The sequence below is a fragment of the Pseudoalteromonas sp. Scap25 genome (assembly GCF_013394125.1).
Classification (GTDB): Bacteria; Pseudomonadota; Gammaproteobacteria; order Enterobacterales; family Alteromonadaceae; genus Pseudoalteromonas.
This window is the reverse complement of sequence record NZ_CP041327.1, coordinates 139,093-156,779: the sequence shown is the minus strand read 5'-3', so window position 1 is coordinate 156,779 and position 17,687 is coordinate 139,093. Positions and strand designations below refer to the sequence as shown.

Here is a 17,687-nt window from a genome sequence, read left to right as displayed (position 1 = left end):
ACTAAATACCCCTAACGAGATTCATTATCCTCGGCGCTGACGATATGCTCACTATCCGCTAAACGTTGATGCCAACGTTGCTTAGCCACGGCACGCATGTTGGTAGATTGATCTCGCTCATCAACAATTTCTAAACCCATTAGCGCCTCTATCATATCTTCTAGGGTCACTATTCCTTGCACATCACCGTATTCATCAATCACTAAACAAATATGGGTACGCTTGGTAAGTAATATTTGTAATAACGACGATACGTTTTGCGTACTCGGTACTGTATAAATAGGCTTAACCAACTTACTAATCTTGTAGTCTGTACCTAAGCGGTGGTATGCCAACATAATGTCGTTTTTATGAACAAACCCTATTATATCGTCAGCATCTTTGTCGTAAATTAGCACTCGAGAGAATGACGAAGAGCCATGTTCGCTTAAGTACTGATTTACAGTAAGATCTTTATGAATTTTAAAAATAACCGTGCGCGGGGTCATTAAGTCGGTTAGTTTTGCGTGCCTAAAATGCAGTAAGTTTCGAATGATCTCTGACTCATCAGCATGAAGTGCCCCTGACTCACTGCCAATATCGGCCATCGCTTCTATTTCTTGGCGAATATAATAGGCCTCATTATGCTTTTGTCCCATCAAATTGGTTAGCTTTTGTGCAGCCCATACAAATGGCTTAAGCACTAACACCAAAATACGTAAACCATAAGTCACACTTGGTGTTAAAGCACGCCAATAGTTGGCACCCAAGGTTTTTGGAATAATTTCAGATAACACCAATACCAATAAAGTCATAATAGCAGATGCAATCCCCACTGCTGCATCTGAAAACACCACGGCGGCTTGTGCACCTACTCCTGCGGCACCAGCAGTATGGGCAACAGTATTAAGCGTTAAAATAGCTGCTAATGGTTGATCAATATTACTTTTTAGTATTTCAAGTTGTTTAGCCAGCACCGGCCGCTCTTTGCGCAACAATGCAACATAACTAGGTGAAATACTTAATAGTACGGCCTCCATGATTGAACACAAAAACGAAATCACAATCGCTGTAACCATGTAAACGATTAATAGTGTCACTTTCTCTCCGATAAGTTGGATAAATACCCGATGATAATAGCCATCATAACAATACATGTTATATTTGGCCAAATCTCCAATAACAATAGGCATAGCAATGAATTTAAGCGCACCTTGGTATCGTTACACAAGACGTTTTACTCGCTTGGCAACCCTACTCACATTAAGTAGTTTGAGTTTAACGGCATTAGCTGCCCCACTCGATCAATCAAAAATTCAGTTTATCGGCCCACTTGCAGAAGATATGCAAGCAAAGCCATTTCAGACCCCCCATGGCGACGTGATTATTAATAATCTGCTTGCACAACTTGAATCAAGTGCAGAAAGCTTTGTTGTGTTTGGTAAAAAGCATAAGTGGCAACCACTTGATAAAATTAACGCGCTTACTTTAGGCGGTTTACAAGCACTTAAATTTCATATTGAAACAGACCGGTTTACTCAAGGCTCCTTAAACATTGAAGGAATAGAGCAAGGCCAGATTTTTATCAATGGTGAGAAGCAAACTGGTGAAAACCAACGCTATCAGCTTGCTTTAAATAACGGCTCACATACCGTGGTTGTCATCGCTCAACAGGTTGCTAATTGGAATGATGTCACCTTAGAGTTTGTGCCAAAAGCAGAAACTGACGTCGTGACCCTAACGACAAATAAAACCAAGCGCTTATCGGCTAAACAATTGTTTGACGCCCCGACTATTAGCGGTTTGTCTTTGTCGCCTGATGCTAAGTATTACTTAAGTACAACAAAGCGCTTCAGCGATAAAACAGGCAACAACGCCATTACCACAACCGAGCTTAAAAATACTAATAACCAAACGGTATACCGATTTGAAGAAGTGCAGCCTAGCCAATTTACTTGGAGTCCTGATAACCAATTTTTAGTTTATTTACTCAACGGTGAATTAAAGCAGTTAAACCGTAAAACTTTCGCTATAAAAACCTTAGCCTCAGGCCTTGAGGGGACAAGCAACTTTAGCTATTACAACGATAATAGTATTCTTTTTAGCTGGTCTAAATCATCTGAAGAAACCAATAGCCTCACTAAACATCATAAAGGCTTACAAGACCGTTGGTCTTATGCCCGTACGGTTAGCCAATTATATTTACTCGATACCAACAGTGGTTTAACCAAAGCTCTGACCGAAGGCGTATTGAGCCATCAACTTGAAGATGCTAACAGCAACCGTGGAAAGCTATTAATAAGTCGCCCAATAATGGCGATGCAAGCCTCAACTCACCCAGAGACTGAGCTGGTTGAACTTACATTAAAATCCAACAGCATAAAATCATTAGGTAAGTTTAAAAACTTTAATCAAGCTAAATATGCCGCAAACAATATTTATGTTGTTGCAGGCCCTGATTTTAAAAATGGTGCAGGCAGAACAATACCAAAGAACATGCTGGCTAATAATTACGATGGCCAGCTTTACTTACTAGCTGATAACGCAAAAAAAGTAACGGCGTTAAGCAAACAGTTTGACCCCGCAATTGGCACATTAGAAGTACTAAGCAATGGTGATGCGCTAATCAAAGTGACAGAGAAAGATACCCAACCACTGTATTTATTTGACCTGAGTAAACAGCGCTTTAAAAAGTTAAATACAGGCTTTGATATTGTGCAGCAATTTAGCTTTTCAAATACGCGCAATGCCCAGTTATTAATTAGTGGCAGCAATGCGTCGAGCGCTCAACAACTCAAGCGCTTAGACGTAAGTAAAAACAAGGTAGAGCTCATTTGGGATTCAAACCCGATTGCTTATGCCAATACGGCTATTCCTGCGCTTGAAGAATTTAACTTTACCAATAAGCGTGGCGTAGAAATCTCTGGCCGTGTTTATCTGCCAAACAATCTTGATAAAGCCAAGAAATACCCTGCTCTTGTTTATTATTATGGAGGCACCTCACCAGTAACACGCGGGTTTACTGGGCGTTACCCTTTTAACTTATGGGCAGCAAACGGATACGTGGTTTATGTTGTACAACCAACCGGCGCAACGGGTTTTGGGCAAGCTTTTTCAGCACAACATGTAAATGCTTGGGGCGACTATACCGCCGATGACATTATGGAGGGTACAGAGGCATTTTTAGCTAAATATAATTTTGTAGACAGTGGTAAAGTAGGTAACCTTGGTGCATCTTATGGTGGCTTTATGACTATGCTGCTTGCCACCAAAACCGATATGTTTAGCGCGTCTATTGCTCATGCCGGTATTTCAAACTTAACGTCATACTGGGGTGAAGGATGGTGGGGTTATTTATACTCAGGCGAAGCCTCAAAAAATAGCTTTCCGTGGAATAACCCTCAACTTTACAGCCAGCATAGCCCTGTATTTCATGCCGATAAAGTAACCACGCCATTACTGCTTATTCACGGTGACAGTGATACCAATGTACCTGTGGGCGAAAGCTTAACTATGTACACCGCACTAAAACTGCTTAATAAAGACGTTGAAATGATAGAATACAAAGGAGCAGATCACCAAATATTTGCGCGCGATAAACGATTTAATTGGTGGAACACTATGTTGGCTTACTTTGACAAAAAGTTAAAAAATGAACCACAATGGTGGGATTCAATGTATAAAGATTAGTAACCATAATGCGCACTTTGTCGATGAAGTAAAAAAGTGCGCATTACAAAATGCAATATTATTAGACCTATTCGGAATATAATGTTACCGAAAAACAATGTTCTCTGTGTTATACAGGCCATCAATGATGCTAATATGCAAAGCTGAAACTAAAAAAATAACAGACTATGGCAATTAATGTTTTATTGGTTGAGGATGACGAATTACTCGTAAAGCGCATCCAAAATCATTTTATAAATACCGAGTTTTCTATTGACGTTGACCCCACCGGGGCCGATGCGTTAAACGTTGTTAAAAGCCGCGTAAATCAGCGCAATACTATTTCCTTGGCAATAATTGATATTGTGCTACCAAAGCGCGACGGTTTACAACTTGCCAAAGAACTAAATACGCTCACCGATATTGGCGTTATCTTATTATCGAGTCGTGACTCACAAGCCGATCGAATTGCAGGCCTTGCCCAAGGTGCTGATGACTATATTTGCAAGCCTGTAGATTTACTTGAGCTTGAGCTAAGAATGCGCGCCCTATACAAACGTGTTGCCAATAATCACAGCGACGATGACAGTGAAGAGTTTATTGAATATGCCGATTTTAAACTTCATCCAGACAATCGCACCCTTATTACCGCCAGTGGGATTGAATCACGACTGACTGAAGCTGAACACAAGGTGCTTATTTGTTTGATTGGTAATGCTGGTAAAGCGACTTCCCGTGAAAAAATATCAGAAGAAATTGGCCAGCCCGATTGGAGCCCCAACGATCGCACAGTAGACGTGTTAGTGGGTCGTTTACGTAAAAAGCTGAACGATGAAAAAGATCAAAAACGTATCGTCACTGTTCGCGGTAAAGGCTATATGCTTTCAATTTAAAGCCTTAGTGTTGGGTTAACTGCGATAATAAACGCTCAAATGCCCGATAATTAAGCGCTTCTTTAAGCTCAATTAAACTGATTTGTGGCGCACCTTTTAAATCACTAATAGTTCGCGCCACTTTAATTACTCTATGATAAGAGCGCGGTGATAGCGCCAGCTTTTCACTGGCTCTGGCTAAAAACTGCAGTTCTGCAGGTGGTAACTCACAGTGCAAGCTCATCTCTTTGTTATTTAACCGCGCATTTACTTTACCTTGGCGTTTAAGCTGAACTGCATAAGCTGCTTCTACTCGCGCCCTCACCTCAGCACTGGTTTCTTCTGTAGTTGTACTTTGTAGCTCCACGCTGCTCAACCTTGGTAGTTCAATTTGCAAATCAATTCTGTCAATAAACGGCCCCGATACTCGCGATAAATAGCGCATCACCTGATCGGGTGTCGCCCGTTTATCATGATGACACCCTGTCGGACTGGGATTAAGTGCTGCAATAAGCTGAAACTGCGCTGGAAATTCCATTTGTCTGGCCGCGCGCGAAATCGTCACTGTTCCGGTTTCCATTGGCTCGCGTAGCGAGTCTAGCACTTTACGCTCAAATTCAGGGAGCTCATCTAAAAACAAAACACCATTATGCGCTAGCGATATTTCACCGGGTTTAGGGTTAGACGAACCACCCACTAGCGCTACTGCAGAACAGGTATGATGCGGATTGCGAAACGGTCGCTGACGCCAATTGGTTAAATCAATTGAGTGGCCAATAATTGAATATAAAGCAGCAGTATCAATGGCTTCATCATCAGACATGGTTGGCATTATTGTGGCCATTCGTTGTGCAAGCATTGATTTTCCGGTCCCTGGTGGACCTAAAAATAGTAAATTATGCCCACCAGCAGCGGCAATTTCTAATACACGTTTAGCACCAGGTTGGCCTTTTACATCGCTTAAATCGAGTAAAAAATCTGGCGCTTGGGTGCAATCAGGGTAGGCAATGTTAAGCGGTAAAGGTTGTTGATTGAGCAAGTCTCCCCATACCTCTTGAATAGAACTGACGGCTTTTCGTTTTACACCACTGACAAGGCTGGCCAAACTGTCGTTTTCAAGAGGCAGAAAACAGCAACGATTTTGCTCTTTAGCACCAAGCACTGAAGGCAAAATGGCATTTACAGCACGTATTTCACCATTAAGTGCAAGCTCACCGTAAAATTCATACTTATGAATATCAGGGCAGACTATTTGCCCCGATGCGACCAAAATACCTACCGCAATCGCAAGGTCAAATCGCCCACCATCTTTAGGAAGATCGGCAGGCGCTAAATTAACGGTAATACGTTGATCGGGAAATCCAAATTGCGAGTTTTCTAGAGCACTACGTACTCTATCCTTGGCCTCTTTAACCGACGCCTCAGGTAAGCCGACGATATGAAAGGCGGGTAAACCATTCCCTAAATGCACTTCAACCATCACCTCAGGGGCGTTGATCCCCACCTGCGCGCGAGAAAATATACGGGCTAACGACATTCCTTATCCTAGGGTCTGCTGACCTTTCAAGGTTAAATTTGCAGCAGTCTGTTTGGTATTTAGGCAAGGCAGAGCCTATGTCGTGTGGTTACTCCCCATAAATAGGCGATAACGCAGCATCAATGCCAAACAGGCGCTGCCCGAAGGGTTCTGCCTAGGGACAATTAACTCTTTGTTGCTCGGTTTTTACTTAGCCCACTAGGTTACAAACCTCGCGCTGCGATTAAATCGCCCCTAGTTTGAACAAACTTTAATCCGCAAAGGTCAACAGGCCCTAGTTAACAGCTGTATTTACACAGTTTAGTCAGGATATTTAAAAACATGTAATATAATCTTCCATTTAATCGCCGAAAAACGTAGCAATAAGGTCATTAGCATACTCAGAATCATTGCCACTTCCACCGTTAACGATAGGTTGATACTTAATGTATAGACAATGCCACCAGCAATACAGGTAATAGCATACAGCTCACCTTTAAGCAGCATTGGAATATCGCGGGCAAGCACGTCGCGAATAAGCCCACCAAAACAGGGGGTTATTACAGCCATAATCACAACCGTCATATCTGGCATACCAGCCAATTGCGCTTTTTGCGCTCCCATGACCGCAAAAAAGGCTAAGCCAAACGCGTCAGCAGTTTGCAATACATAGTATGGAATGGATTTTTGCTTATTGATCAGTCGTGTAGTAACCAGAACCGCCACCAAAATAGCGTAGAAGTAGCTTTGGTCGTGTAACCAAAATACGGGCTGGTCGAGTATCACATCGCGAACGGTACCGCCGCCAATAGCCGTAACAGTTGCAAGTACAACTACACCAAAGCCATCCATTTTCTTTTCATAGGCTACCAAGGTGCCTGAGATAGCAAATACCGCCACACCTATTAAATCAAACCAGTGATAAAGTTCAGTCATAATTTTGATTACAAAAAGTTTTAAAGAGTTTAGTGCATAGCATACTAAATATTCAGCAATAACACTTTCAAAAAGTAGAATTAGAAAAGAACAGCAGGTATACGTGTTAAAAATAGCGTGAGGGAATATGAATTTTAGGCATAAAAAAACACGCTTTAGGCGTGTTGCTTTACTATAACTGTTTATTTCAGTGGTTGCGGGAGCCAGAGTTTGTAAGGAGCGAACCGACGACCTTTGCTGGCTAATGAAGAGCTGAGACCGACGAGCTATTTACTTCACTGAATTTCAGGCATAAAAAAACACGCTTTAGCGTGTCGATTTAATAAAACATATTATTTCAGTGGTTGTGGGAGCCGGAATTTAATAGACGACCTTTGCTGGCTAATGGAGAGTTGAGACCGACGAGCTATTTACTTCACTGAATTTCAGGTATAAAAAAACACGCTTTAGCGTGTCGATTTAATAAAACATGTTATTTCAGTGGTTGCGGAAGCCGGAATTTAATAGACGACCTTTGCTGGCTAATGGAGAGCTGAGACCGACGAGCTATCCATTTCACTGAATTTTAGGCATAAAAAAACACTCGTATAGAGTGTCGATTCATTCTTACAATTTATTTCAGTGGTTGCGGGAGCCGGATTTGAACCGACGACCTTCGGGTTATGAGCCCGACGAGCTACCAGACTGCTCCATCCCGCGCCTGAAATTGCAGATTTATTTATAGTTGCTTACATTACAACTTGGCTTCCAATCCTCTAAAGAAAATTGGTTGCGGGAGCCGGATTTGAACCGACGACCTTCGGGTTATGAGCCCGACGAGCTACCAGGCTGCTCCATCCCGCGCCTGTATATTTAAAGTCTATCGACTACTTAATTTAATCTCTTAAGTTAGAGTTTTACAGCACCAAATCTAACGAAGAGAATTGGTTGCGGGAGCCGGATTTGAACCGACGACCTTCGGGTTATGAGCCCGACGAGCTACCAGGCTGCTCCATCCCGCGCCTGTAATTTCTTAGTAACAGTTTTGTGTTATTCACAAGCCTGTTTCGAAGAGAGCGCTATAATATAGGAATAAACCTATAATGCAAGGTTTTACTAATTAAAAGCGTTTAAGTGAACAAAAACCCATCAAACAGTGGTGTTTACAGTAATCGTTGATGTGGATTTATCATTTTTTGCCACTCCCAGTCGGGATGACCCATAACAATAAAGTCAGGATTTTCTGTGCTTTCTCTTTGGTTATACGTTAAAGGATTAAATTCAGCGTCGGTAATACAGCCGCCCGCTTCTTCAACAATAACTTGCGATGCCCCCGTATCCCACTCACCTGTAGGACCTATTCTTAAAAAACAATCTGCTTTACCCTCAGCAACAATACACGCCTTAAGTGAACACGAACCTAAAGCCACAGTTGCAAATTGCGCATTTAGATACTGGCTAACTGCTTCTATTTTTTGGCGGCGGCTTACAGCCAAAGTTAAACTCTCGGGCGGTGCAACAAATATTTGTTTATCGTGCTCACCTTCACGCTTAAATGCCCCATTTTTAGCCGTTGCATAATAGGTCACGCCCTTTGCTGGCCAATGAATAACCCCCAACACTGGGTGGTTATTTTCTATCAATGCAATATTAACGGCAAAGTCACCACTTTCGAGTATAAATTCACCGGTGCCATCCATTGGGTCAAGCAACCAATAACGTTGCCAGTGCTGTCTATCTTGCAACGCTGGAATGGGGGTTTCTTCTGACATAATAGGAATGTCAGGAGCAAGCGCATTTAAACCCGCCACGAGCACATCATTTGCAGCTAAATCTGCTTTAGTTACTGGCGTATTATCTGATTTTTCTTGCTGACCAATATCGTCTTTTTTATACAAAGACATAATGGCATCCCCTGCACTTTGCGCAAGCTCAATACATGGCTCTAGAAGTTTATTCATTAATGTCTCCTGAGGCTAAATACTTATCTAATAATAGCAGAGCCGCAACACTACGTGCTTCAGTAAAGTCAGGTTGCTCTAATAACGACTGCCATTGTGAAAGTGGCCATTTCACAACCACTAAGGGCTCAGGCTCATCGCCTAGTAAGGTTTCAGGATATAAATTTTTAGCAAACAAAATATGCATGGTTGCGTTAAAATAGCTCGGTGCCATAGTGACCGTTTTAAGCGGTTTAAAGTATTCAGCGCCAAAGCCAATTTCTTCTTTGAGCTCTCTGTTTGCAGCCTGTTCAGGCGTTTCACCTGGGTCAATGAGCCCTTTGGGAAACCCTAACTGATAGTCATTGGTGCCTGCACAATACTCACGAACCAGTAATAACTCATTTTCAGTGGTCATAGGTACAATCATAACGGCTCCACGACCACCGCCGCGAATTCGCTCATACTGACGCTCTTCGTTATTTGAAAACTTAAGCTCTAAAGACTCCACAGTAAATAAGCGACTTTTAGCGACAACATTATTACTGAGAATTTGTGGTGGTGTTGGGTGCTTTTTCTGTGTCATGGGCATCAATTTGCTATCATTGCAGTTATACTAATCATATACCCAAATGAGTATAAGATGCGAGTTTCAGTTTGAATTAAAAGCAATTTAATTGAGCAAATAATTCTCGGGTTTAGCTAAGGTTAATTCTTTATTTTAGGCTACGAATACGCTCTTAATATAATATTGTCGGATTTATACCTTAATAACTCAATTTACAAAGTTCATTAATCTACTTCATCGCAACTTATTCATTTCAAAAAGTAGTTTTCACAAGGATACATCATGCTCAACTGGTCAAAAATCGATACTGTATTACTCGACATGGATGGAACTTTACTTGATTTACATTATGACACTGACTTTTGGCTCAATGTTGTACCCCAACAACATGCTCTGGCTCAAAATATCAGTTTTGAGGAAGCCCGCGCAGATATCTTAAAACGCTATCAGGCTGTGAGTGGCAAAATTCAGTGGTACTGCTCTGACTATTGGGAGGCACAGCTAAACTTACCTATTCTCGAACTAAAGCGCCAGTCTGCCCACTTAATCAAAATTCGTGAAGACGTTCCGCATTTTTTAACTGAACTTAGACGAGCAGGTAAAGAGCTCATTTTGCTGACTAATGCCCATCCTGAATGCGTCATGCTTAAATTTGAACATACCGCTATTGATAACTATTTAGACGGGGTGGTATCGACTCATGAATATGGAGTAAGTAAAGAGCAACAAAGCTTGTGGCATAAAGTGCAAGGGGACTTAGGGTTTGATAAACGCCGCACTTTATTTGTAGATGACAGTTTACCGGTATTAAATGCCGCACGAAAATACGGCATTGAGCATTTACTTGCGGTTGCTAACCCTAATAGTCAACAACCACATAACGATATAACCGACTACATAAGCGTCACCGATTACCGTAAGCTTATTTAGCTTATTTAGCTTATTTAGCTTATTTAGCTCATTCGCCCTGAGGGTAACGCGCTACTAAGCCTTGATATACCTGTTTTGCAAAATCTGCATGTTCAGTATCAAGGCTTTTAACTACTTCTACTAAGTGTTCGTTATCTTCTTGACCATGCCATACTTTAATGTAGCTGCCATCTTTGTAGCCATGATCTTGGCGGAAAAAGTTAAGCGTATTTTTACCTACATAACCACGGTATAAATCATCAATATCCATGCCTATTTGCGCCATACAACCAGCAAAAGCGGCTGCATTAAACGCTTTATTGGCAACAGCACTGGCTGCTAATAATTCAAGTGTTTGTTTAAAGTCATCACCTTGTTGTGGTGCACTCATTTCGGCTTGTAGTTTTGTTGCTATTTGCTCGTAGCTAGTCTCACCGTCAATACGCAACGATAAGCCAAAGTGAAAAATATCAACCAGCTCTAAAATCACCTGTTCAGTATCTGGTGTTTGTTTTTTCCACCATTTCCAACCGTAATGGTCTAACATTTCTGCACATTCAACCCAAATAGCTCGGTACCATTCAAAGCCTTGGCTAAACCATTGCTCATGTACTTTAGTATTCATGGCATTTTGCATTTCTAGCATAACAACTAGCTTGTTTAAATTCGCAGACATATTGGTTCCACTGTTGGATTTATAATTAGGGTAATAATACAGATAATATAACTTAACGACCAGCCGAAAACTCATGCCATGAGTTGATCAGGTCAACAAAGTCTTCAAAACCACAACCGCTGCTTAAATCATTCTCTTCAAGCATTAATTCGTCATCTTGGTAGGCTAATATATCTTCGTTATCTTGATGCAGCGCATGCGCTTCAAATAACGCTTCATCTTTAGAAAGGATCAGGTCAATTTCTTGGCCTTTAAGTGTTAACGGTTCAAAGCTTGAACTCACCGAGCTAATAAGCGCCAGCACCATAGCCACTTTGTCTTTGCCTATTTCTTCATTTAACCAACGGCCTATAATCGCATGCTCGCTGCTTATTTTAATTCTTAACCCACTAATAGGGTCGCGAATAAATTGGTATTCCATAACTTTATTCCAGTACTGCTAATTACAATAGATTATAACCTAGTCAGTTATGAATAACGCAAGCCAGATACAAAAATAGCGCCGCAAGGCGCTACTTAACCTGAACTCTGGTTAAGAGATTTACTAACATATTGAATAAAATGATATTTATGTTTATTTTCTCTAGCCAGAAATTTTCAGTGAAAACAAGGCGAAATTACGCGTCAATAGCTAGTCTATTGCAAGTAAATTCAACGCAGTTAGCGCTCAAAATAGCTGCTAGAGATAGATTTATTATCCAGAGTTCAGGTTATTTAGTATCATCAATATAGCTAACCGCCTGAGCGATAGCGGGCAGCATCAATAATTGCCCATAAATGGAATACGGCTCCAACAATAGCTGGAACAACTAAGAACCATAACGCGTAACCGCCAAAAACCAAAATGGCAAACACCAGCGCCGATAAAATACGACCCTGCACCAACTGCCCTAAACCCGGGAAAAAAATATTACATAGAGCGGCTATTACATTTCCGCCAGAACCTTGTTGAGACATACTAACCTCTGTAGTTTAATTAATTTTGTATTTGTACTTATTATTTATACTTACACACTTTATGCCAATTTATTAAGGCTTACAAATCATACAGTTAAATTATTACGAATTTATCGCTTTAGTATTTTTTGCCAAAAATAAGTCAAATTAGCAATTTTAAATAGCTATTTTAGTTACTTGCTCAGTTTATACTGTTCACTATTCAACAACTTAAATACCTATTTTATAAATAGCTGTTTATAAAAACAGTATTTTATTTAGCCTAACAAAAACACCTGTTATACTGCTCTCATTATTGATTAAAAAGGCGTAACGATGGACGTTTCAGAATTACTCGATGGCTTAAATGATAAACAACGCGATGCCGTTGCAGCGCCATTACAAAACATGCTGGTATTAGCAGGAGCAGGTTCAGGTAAAACTCGAGTATTGGTTCATCGTATTGCCTGGTTAATGCAAGTAGAGCAAGCCTCTGCCTACAGTATTTTTGCGGTAACCTTTACCAATAAAGCCGCTAAAGAGATGCGTTCAAGGGTTGAAGAAACTCTAAAAGCCCCTGTTGGCGGCATGTGGATTGGTACTTTCCATGGTTTATCGCACCGAATTTTACGGGCACATCACCGTGAAGCAAATTTACCTGAAGCCTTTCAAATTTTAGACTCAGACGATCAGCTTCGCATGATCAAGCGCTTGTTAAAATCGATGAATATTGATGATAAAAAATGGCCAGCCAAACAGTTTGGTTGGTACATAAGCGCTAAAAAAGACGAAGCTCTGCGCCCTAAAGATATTCAGGCATACGATATTAACGAGCAAATGATGCTGCGCGTTTACGCAGCCTATCAAGAAGCTTGTGATAGAGCGGGCCTAGTTGATTTTGCTGAAATATTACTACGTAGTTATGAGGTTCTTAAAAACAACCCAACCCTGCTTCGTCATTATCAGCAGCGCTTCGCACACATGCTAGTAGACGAGTTTCAAGATACCAATACTATTCAGTATGCATGGCTAAAATTACTTGCGGGCGACACTAGTAGTATTATGATTGTAGGTGATGATGACCAAAGTATTTACGGTTGGCGTGGCGCTAAAATTGAAAATATCAAACGCTTTTTAACAGACTTTGATGCAGAGACGATTCGCCTTGAGCAAAACTATCGCTCGACTGCCACTATTCTTAAAGCGTCTAATGCACTTATACAAAATAACTCCGAGCGTATGGGTAAAAGCTTGTGGACTGACGGTAACGACGGCGAGCCAATTTCTATTTATGCTGCCTTTAACGAGCTAGATGAAGCGCGCTTTGTGAGTAGCAAATTACGCAGCTGGCTAAATGCCGGAAATGCGCTACAGGATGCGGCTATTTTGTATCGTAGTAATGCGCAATCGCGGGTACTTGAAGAAGCGATGCTACAAGAAGGTTTAAAATACCGAATTTATGGTGGTATGCGATTCTTCGAACGTCAAGAAATTAAAGATGCCCTCTCATACTTACGCTTAGTGGGTAACCGCCAAGATGATGCCGCATTTGAGCGTGTAATTAATACCCCAGCCCGTGGGATTGGCGACAAAACATTAAGCCATATACGTGACTGCGCTCGCGCTGAATCTTTGCCGCTTTGGTATGCTGCTAAAGCCATTGTAGAACAACAGCATTTATCGGGTCGAGCATCAGGAGCTGTTGCAAAGTTTGTCGAACTTATTGAGCATATTGAAGATAAAATTAGTGACTTAACGTTGCATGAGCAAGCTAAATACGCGATTCAAACCTCAGGGTTAATGGCTATGTATCAGGCTGAAAAAGGCGAAAAAGGCCGCGCTCGAGTAGAAAACTTAGAAGAATTAATTAGTGCCTGCGATCAGTATGAACTCCCTGAAGAGGAAGAGTTTAGCTCGCCACTACAAGGCTTTTTAGCTTATACCTCACTTGAATCTGGCGAAGGCCAAGCCGATGAGCATGAAGACGCCGTACAAATGATGACGCTTCACTCAGCTAAAGGTTTGGAGTTTCCTTTAGTGTTTATGGTCGGTGTTGAAGAAGGTATGTTTCCATCTCAGCAAAGTAATGAAGAAACCGGCCGTTTAGAAGAAGAGCGCCGTCTTTGTTACGTGGGTATGACCCGCGCTATGGATAAGCTGTATATAAGCCATGCCGAAAGCCGCCGTTTATATGGCCAAGAGAAATATCACAGCCCATCGCGCTTTTTACGTGAAATACCCGAAGACTGCGTAGAAGAAATTCGCATTAAAACACAAGTATCTCGCCCGCCTGCAGCCGGTCGCTTTAGCGCATCGGTTAGCCATGCTGCATTTGAAGAAAGCGGATTTAACTTAGGTCAACGCGTGCTGCATGCAAAGTTTGGCATTGGCACCGTACTCAACTACGAAGGCAGTGGCGCACAATCTCGCGTACAAGTTAACTTTGACGACTTAGGCAGTAAGTGGTTAGTAACAGCTTATGCAAGATTACAAGCCGTTTAACCACGTTGTAGAGCGTGTACAGCAACAACTTGCGTATGCGAAACATCGCCAGTTACTGCTGCTTACAGGCGATAAAAATTGGTGTTATGAGCAATGTACTCAGCTGCTTGCTCATTTGCAGCACCCTTCTTTTGTACTGTCAAAAAGCACTCATTTAATTAATGCACATTGGCCAGAGCATACCCACCAAATTTTAGGGCAAGAGTGCGCCCATGCTGTTTATGACGGCTACAGTGGACTGGTGCCAGATAAACTAGCTGCGCTTAGTGGCGTTGTGCAAGCAGGTGGTTTTTTAATTATATTGCTACCCGAACTTAAAGAACTTGAACACTGGTGTGATGACGCCCTTCCCTTATTTCAATCTTTTGGGCAAATGCACCCTTACAGCTTTTTTAACCAACGCTTAGCTCACTTACTAAGCAAAACTACTTTACTGCATTTTAGCCAGCAAAATGGTTGGCAGTGTATTACCGGTACGAATCTATCAACTGGTGAAATTGACTTTACCGAGCAACAACAGTGTATTGAATTAATAATAAAAACAGCAAACGGACGAGCAAATCGACCATTATTAATTAATGCAGATCGGGGAAGAGGAAAATCAGCCGCATTAGGTATTGCAGCAAGTAAACTCAGCGATAAAAACATACTTATTTGCTCTATGCAATTTCGTGCTTTGCACAGTAGTTTTAAGCACTTAGCGAGTGCGCTTGATATAGAATATCAAGCTGGCGATAAACACATTGCAAACATGCACTATGTGGCGCCTGATCAACTACTGAACGAACAACCGCAGTGCGATTTGCTATTAATTGATGAAGCAGCAGCAATCCCTGTTCCAATTCTCATAAAAATTCTTCACCTTTATCCTCGCGTGGTCTTTTCAAGCACTATGATTGGCTATGAAGGTAATGGTCGCGGTTATATTTTAAAGTTTACTCGTTACCTCAAAACGCATTTTAAAAACATGCGTAGCATCAGTCTTGAGCAGCCAATCCGTTTTGCAAAGCACGATCCTTTAGAGCTGCACCTTCGTACACTCTTAGCTTTGGATGCAGAACATCACAGCGCTAGTTTGAATACTGCTCCCCTACAATTTAAGCATCTGCAAGCAAATCAACTTACTAACGACGAACCACTGCTTCATCAAGTTGTTGGCTTACTAACACTGGCACATTATCAAACCAGTGTGAATGACTTACGTCACTTACTAGATGCCGCTGGGCAACGCCTATTTGTTTGTCAACAAGGTGATAATATTCTTGGTGTGTGTTTAGTAGCGATAGAAGGTGGCTTTACTACATCGTTGAGTAATGAAGTAGTGCAAGGTAAGCGCCGTCCTCAAGGGCACTTAATGGCGCAAAGCCTTGCACAATTAAGCTTTAACCCTGAGGTATTAAAACAATACTGCGCTCGCGTGGTGCGAATTGCCATTGACCCAGGGCAGCACAATAAGCACCTAGGAACACAATTACTTCATTACTGTGAACAGCAATTACAGAAAGAGTGTGATTGGTTTGGTGCTAGCTTTGGTGCTAATGCGCAATTACTTAGTTTTTGGCAAAATAATGACTTTAATTTGGTAAAGCTGGGTTTTCAAAAAGATAAGGCAACGGGTGAACATAGCGCATTAGTTATTAAGAGCTTAACTAAAAATGACCAACTACTAGAACAATTAACAGCCCAGTTCGAAGCTGATTTTCCTTTGCAATTGCTCAGCCATTTTAGTCAGCTAGATTATAAACTGGTAGCAAAAATTGTTTCACGCTTTAATACCCATACCATCAGCATAGCCGATCAATCAAGATTAAAGTCTATGTTAACAAGTGACTATCAGCTCTTTAATATTAAACCTTTACTATGGAGGAGTTTTTGGGCATCTCCTCTTAGCTTGCCAAATGATGAGGATAATTTCCAATCTGTTTTTATTAGGCTAGTATTACAAAATTGGACACCTAAAAATATCCAAACTGAGCTAGGTTTGAATGGCACCAAGTCATTTAATATATTATTAAAAAAGGCTGTAGATAACTGGTATGAGCGCACTTCGCATAATAATACACCTTAGCATTGCCTCTGTCGCATTAGCCTTAGGGCAGCCTATAGCCTATGCAGAGCAAGATAATAGCAAAGTTATTAAACTTGGTATGTCTACAGCGCTTAGCGGACCGGCTCAAAATATTGGCCTACAGTTGCATAAAGGCAGTAGCATTTACTTTAACAAGGTTAATAATGCTGGTGGTATAAACGGTGCTCAGATACAACTTCTAGTTGCTGACGATAACTACGAACCAAAGCAAACCGTTAATAATACCCGTACTTTTATTTATACCGACAAAGTCGATGCACTGTTTGGTGCTATGGGCACCCCAACTAGCCACGCTATTATACCTTTACTAGAGCAGTCACAAACCCCGTTCATAATGCCTTTTAGCGGGGCGAGCTTCCTACATGATAAATCACGCGCTAACATATTTAATCTAAGAGCCAGCTATAATGACGAAGCCGCAGAGCAAATTAAATACTTAGTAGAGGAGCGTAAACATACAAAGATAGGGCTATTTATTCAAGCAGATGAGTTTGGCTTGTACGTCGAATCAGGGCTAAGAAAAGAGCTAGCAAAATATCAACTTTCGCCTATAAAAGTCGCGCGTTACCAACGTAATAGTCATGATGTAGCTTCAGCGCTTAATGCCTTACAAGCCAGCGGGGTGACAGCTATCTGTTTAGTTGGTACCTATGCGCCACTTGGTGAGTTTATAAATAGTGCATATGCGAAGAACTTTACCCCAGACTATACTAGTGTCTCTTTTGTACCTAGCTTTGACTTATTTGATGAAGTAACTTCTCCCTCTCATATTATGGTTACTGAAATTGTTCCCAATCCACTCACTTGTAGCGATGATTTTTGCAATGAGTTTTTAGCTGATATGCAAGCAAGCAAGATTACAAAACCCAATCGTCTTCATTTTGAAGGTTATATTAATGCCATGGCATTTAGTAAGGCAGCGGCAAGCTGCAAATTACCACTTAAACACTCGTGCCTAATGAATGAGCTTAATTCACTGTTAATAAATGATAAAATAATCAAAAAGCTTTTTCTTGATATTGAAAATAAAAATAAACGTAATGTATATCGCTCTTATTATGTGAATAAATAAGTACCTTCCAAATATTGTTCTATTCTTAATATACAAACTAAGTA

14 protein-coding genes and 3 tRNA genes are annotated in these 17,687 nt (G+C 41.2%); 6 read left to right on the top strand and 11 right to left on the bottom strand.

Annotation, left to right across the window (positions count from 1 at the left end; translation table 11 throughout):
• Nucleotides 1-11: 11 nt before the first annotated feature.
• Nucleotides 12-1,079, bottom strand: coding sequence for a CNNM domain-containing protein (locus tag FLM54_RS00740; protein ID WP_138605937.1), 1,068 nt, complete (start codon nucleotides 1,077-1,079; stop codon nucleotides 12-14).
• A 97-nt stretch (nucleotides 1,080-1,176) separates the two neighbouring features.
• On the opposite strand from FLM54_RS00740, the gene FLM54_RS00735 reads away from it, so the two are divergent.
• Entirely contained in the window at nucleotides 1,177-3,669 is a 2,493-nt protein-coding gene (locus tag FLM54_RS00735; RefSeq protein WP_178954571.1) for a S9 family peptidase, read from the top strand.
• A gap of 167 nt (nucleotides 3,670-3,836) precedes the next feature.
• Nucleotides 3,837-4,541 carry a response regulator transcription factor gene (locus tag FLM54_RS00730; RefSeq protein ID WP_138605934.1) on the top strand — a complete coding sequence of 235 codons (705 nt, stop codon included), beginning with the start codon at nucleotides 3,837-3,839 and terminating at the stop codon, nucleotides 4,539-4,541.
• Between the two features lie 4 nt (nucleotides 4,542-4,545).
• On the opposite strand, the gene FLM54_RS00725 is transcribed toward FLM54_RS00730, so the two are convergent.
• The 7 genes from FLM54_RS00725 to nudE form a co-directional block, all read right to left on the bottom strand.
• A complete protein-coding gene (locus FLM54_RS00725; protein WP_178954569.1) occupies nucleotides 4,546-6,057 on the bottom strand; it encodes a YifB family Mg chelatase-like AAA ATPase in 1,512 nt (503 codons plus the stop codon).
• 300 nt (nucleotides 6,058-6,357) lie between these two features.
• Nucleotides 6,358-6,972, bottom strand: coding sequence for a trimeric intracellular cation channel family protein (locus FLM54_RS00720; RefSeq protein ID WP_008108278.1), 615 nt, complete (start codon nucleotides 6,970-6,972; stop codon nucleotides 6,358-6,360).
• 622 nt (nucleotides 6,973-7,594) lie between these two features.
• Nucleotides 7,595-7,671, bottom strand: a tRNA-Met gene (locus FLM54_RS00715).
• Nucleotides 7,672-7,738: 67 nt separating this feature from the next.
• A tRNA-Met gene (locus FLM54_RS00710) sits at nucleotides 7,739-7,815 on the bottom strand.
• 81 nt (nucleotides 7,816-7,896) lie between these two features.
• Nucleotides 7,897-7,973, bottom strand: a tRNA-Met gene (locus tag FLM54_RS00705).
• A gap of 141 nt (nucleotides 7,974-8,114) precedes the next feature.
• Nucleotides 8,115-8,912: a 3'(2'),5'-bisphosphate nucleotidase CysQ gene (gene cysQ, locus FLM54_RS00700; protein ID WP_008108277.1), complete on the bottom strand. Its 798-nt coding sequence runs from the start codon at nucleotides 8,910-8,912 to the stop codon at nucleotides 8,115-8,117.
• A complete protein-coding gene (gene nudE / locus FLM54_RS00695) occupies nucleotides 8,905-9,477 on the bottom strand; it encodes an ADP compounds hydrolase NudE (protein WP_008108276.1) in 573 nt (190 codons plus the stop codon). The genes cysQ and nudE overlap by 8 nt, the downstream gene beginning before the upstream one ends.
• A gap of 264 nt (nucleotides 9,478-9,741) precedes the next feature.
• Here nudE and yrfG point away from each other — a divergent pair, with 264 nt between their 5' ends.
• Entirely contained in the window at nucleotides 9,742-10,389 is a 648-nt protein-coding gene (gene yrfG / locus FLM54_RS00690; RefSeq protein ID WP_178954567.1) for a GMP/IMP nucleotidase, read from the top strand.
• Nucleotides 10,390-10,417: 28 nt separating this feature from the next.
• Here yrfG and FLM54_RS00685 read toward each other — a convergent pair whose 3' ends face one another.
• From FLM54_RS00685 to FLM54_RS00675, 3 genes are all read right to left on the bottom strand, one after another.
• On the bottom strand, nucleotides 10,418-11,044 hold the full coding sequence (locus FLM54_RS00685) for a dUTP diphosphatase (protein ID WP_178954566.1): 627 nt from the start codon (nucleotides 11,042-11,044) through the stop codon (nucleotides 10,418-10,420).
• Nucleotides 11,045-11,096: 52 nt separating this feature from the next.
• Nucleotides 11,097-11,465, bottom strand: coding sequence for a YacL family protein (locus FLM54_RS00680; RefSeq protein WP_008108271.1), 369 nt, complete (start codon nucleotides 11,463-11,465; stop codon nucleotides 11,097-11,099).
• A 311-nt stretch (nucleotides 11,466-11,776) separates the two neighbouring features.
• A complete protein-coding gene (locus FLM54_RS00675) occupies nucleotides 11,777-12,001 on the bottom strand; it encodes a hypothetical protein (protein ID WP_054202800.1) in 225 nt (74 codons plus the stop codon).
• Between the two features lie 315 nt (nucleotides 12,002-12,316).
• Here FLM54_RS00675 and uvrD point away from each other — a divergent pair, with 315 nt between their 5' ends.
• The 3 genes from uvrD to FLM54_RS00660 are packed head-to-tail and all read left to right on the top strand — an operon-like array spanning nucleotide 12,317 to nucleotide 17,643.
• A complete protein-coding gene (uvrD, locus tag FLM54_RS00670; protein ID WP_008108265.1) occupies nucleotides 12,317-14,482 on the top strand; it encodes a DNA helicase II in 2,166 nt (721 codons plus the stop codon).
• Complete coding sequence (locus tag FLM54_RS00665) at nucleotides 14,460-16,550, top strand: GNAT family N-acetyltransferase (RefSeq protein ID WP_178954564.1); 2,091 nt, start codon at nucleotides 14,460-14,462, stop codon at nucleotides 16,548-16,550. Before uvrD ends, FLM54_RS00665 begins: the two co-directional genes overlap by 23 nt.
• Nucleotides 16,519-17,643 (top strand): ABC transporter substrate-binding protein, encoded by a 1,125-nt coding sequence (locus tag FLM54_RS00660; RefSeq protein ID WP_178954562.1) that lies wholly within the window; start codon nucleotides 16,519-16,521, stop codon nucleotides 17,641-17,643. Before FLM54_RS00665 ends, FLM54_RS00660 begins: the two co-directional genes overlap by 32 nt.
• The last annotated feature ends 44 nt before the right edge of the window (nucleotides 17,644-17,687 follow it).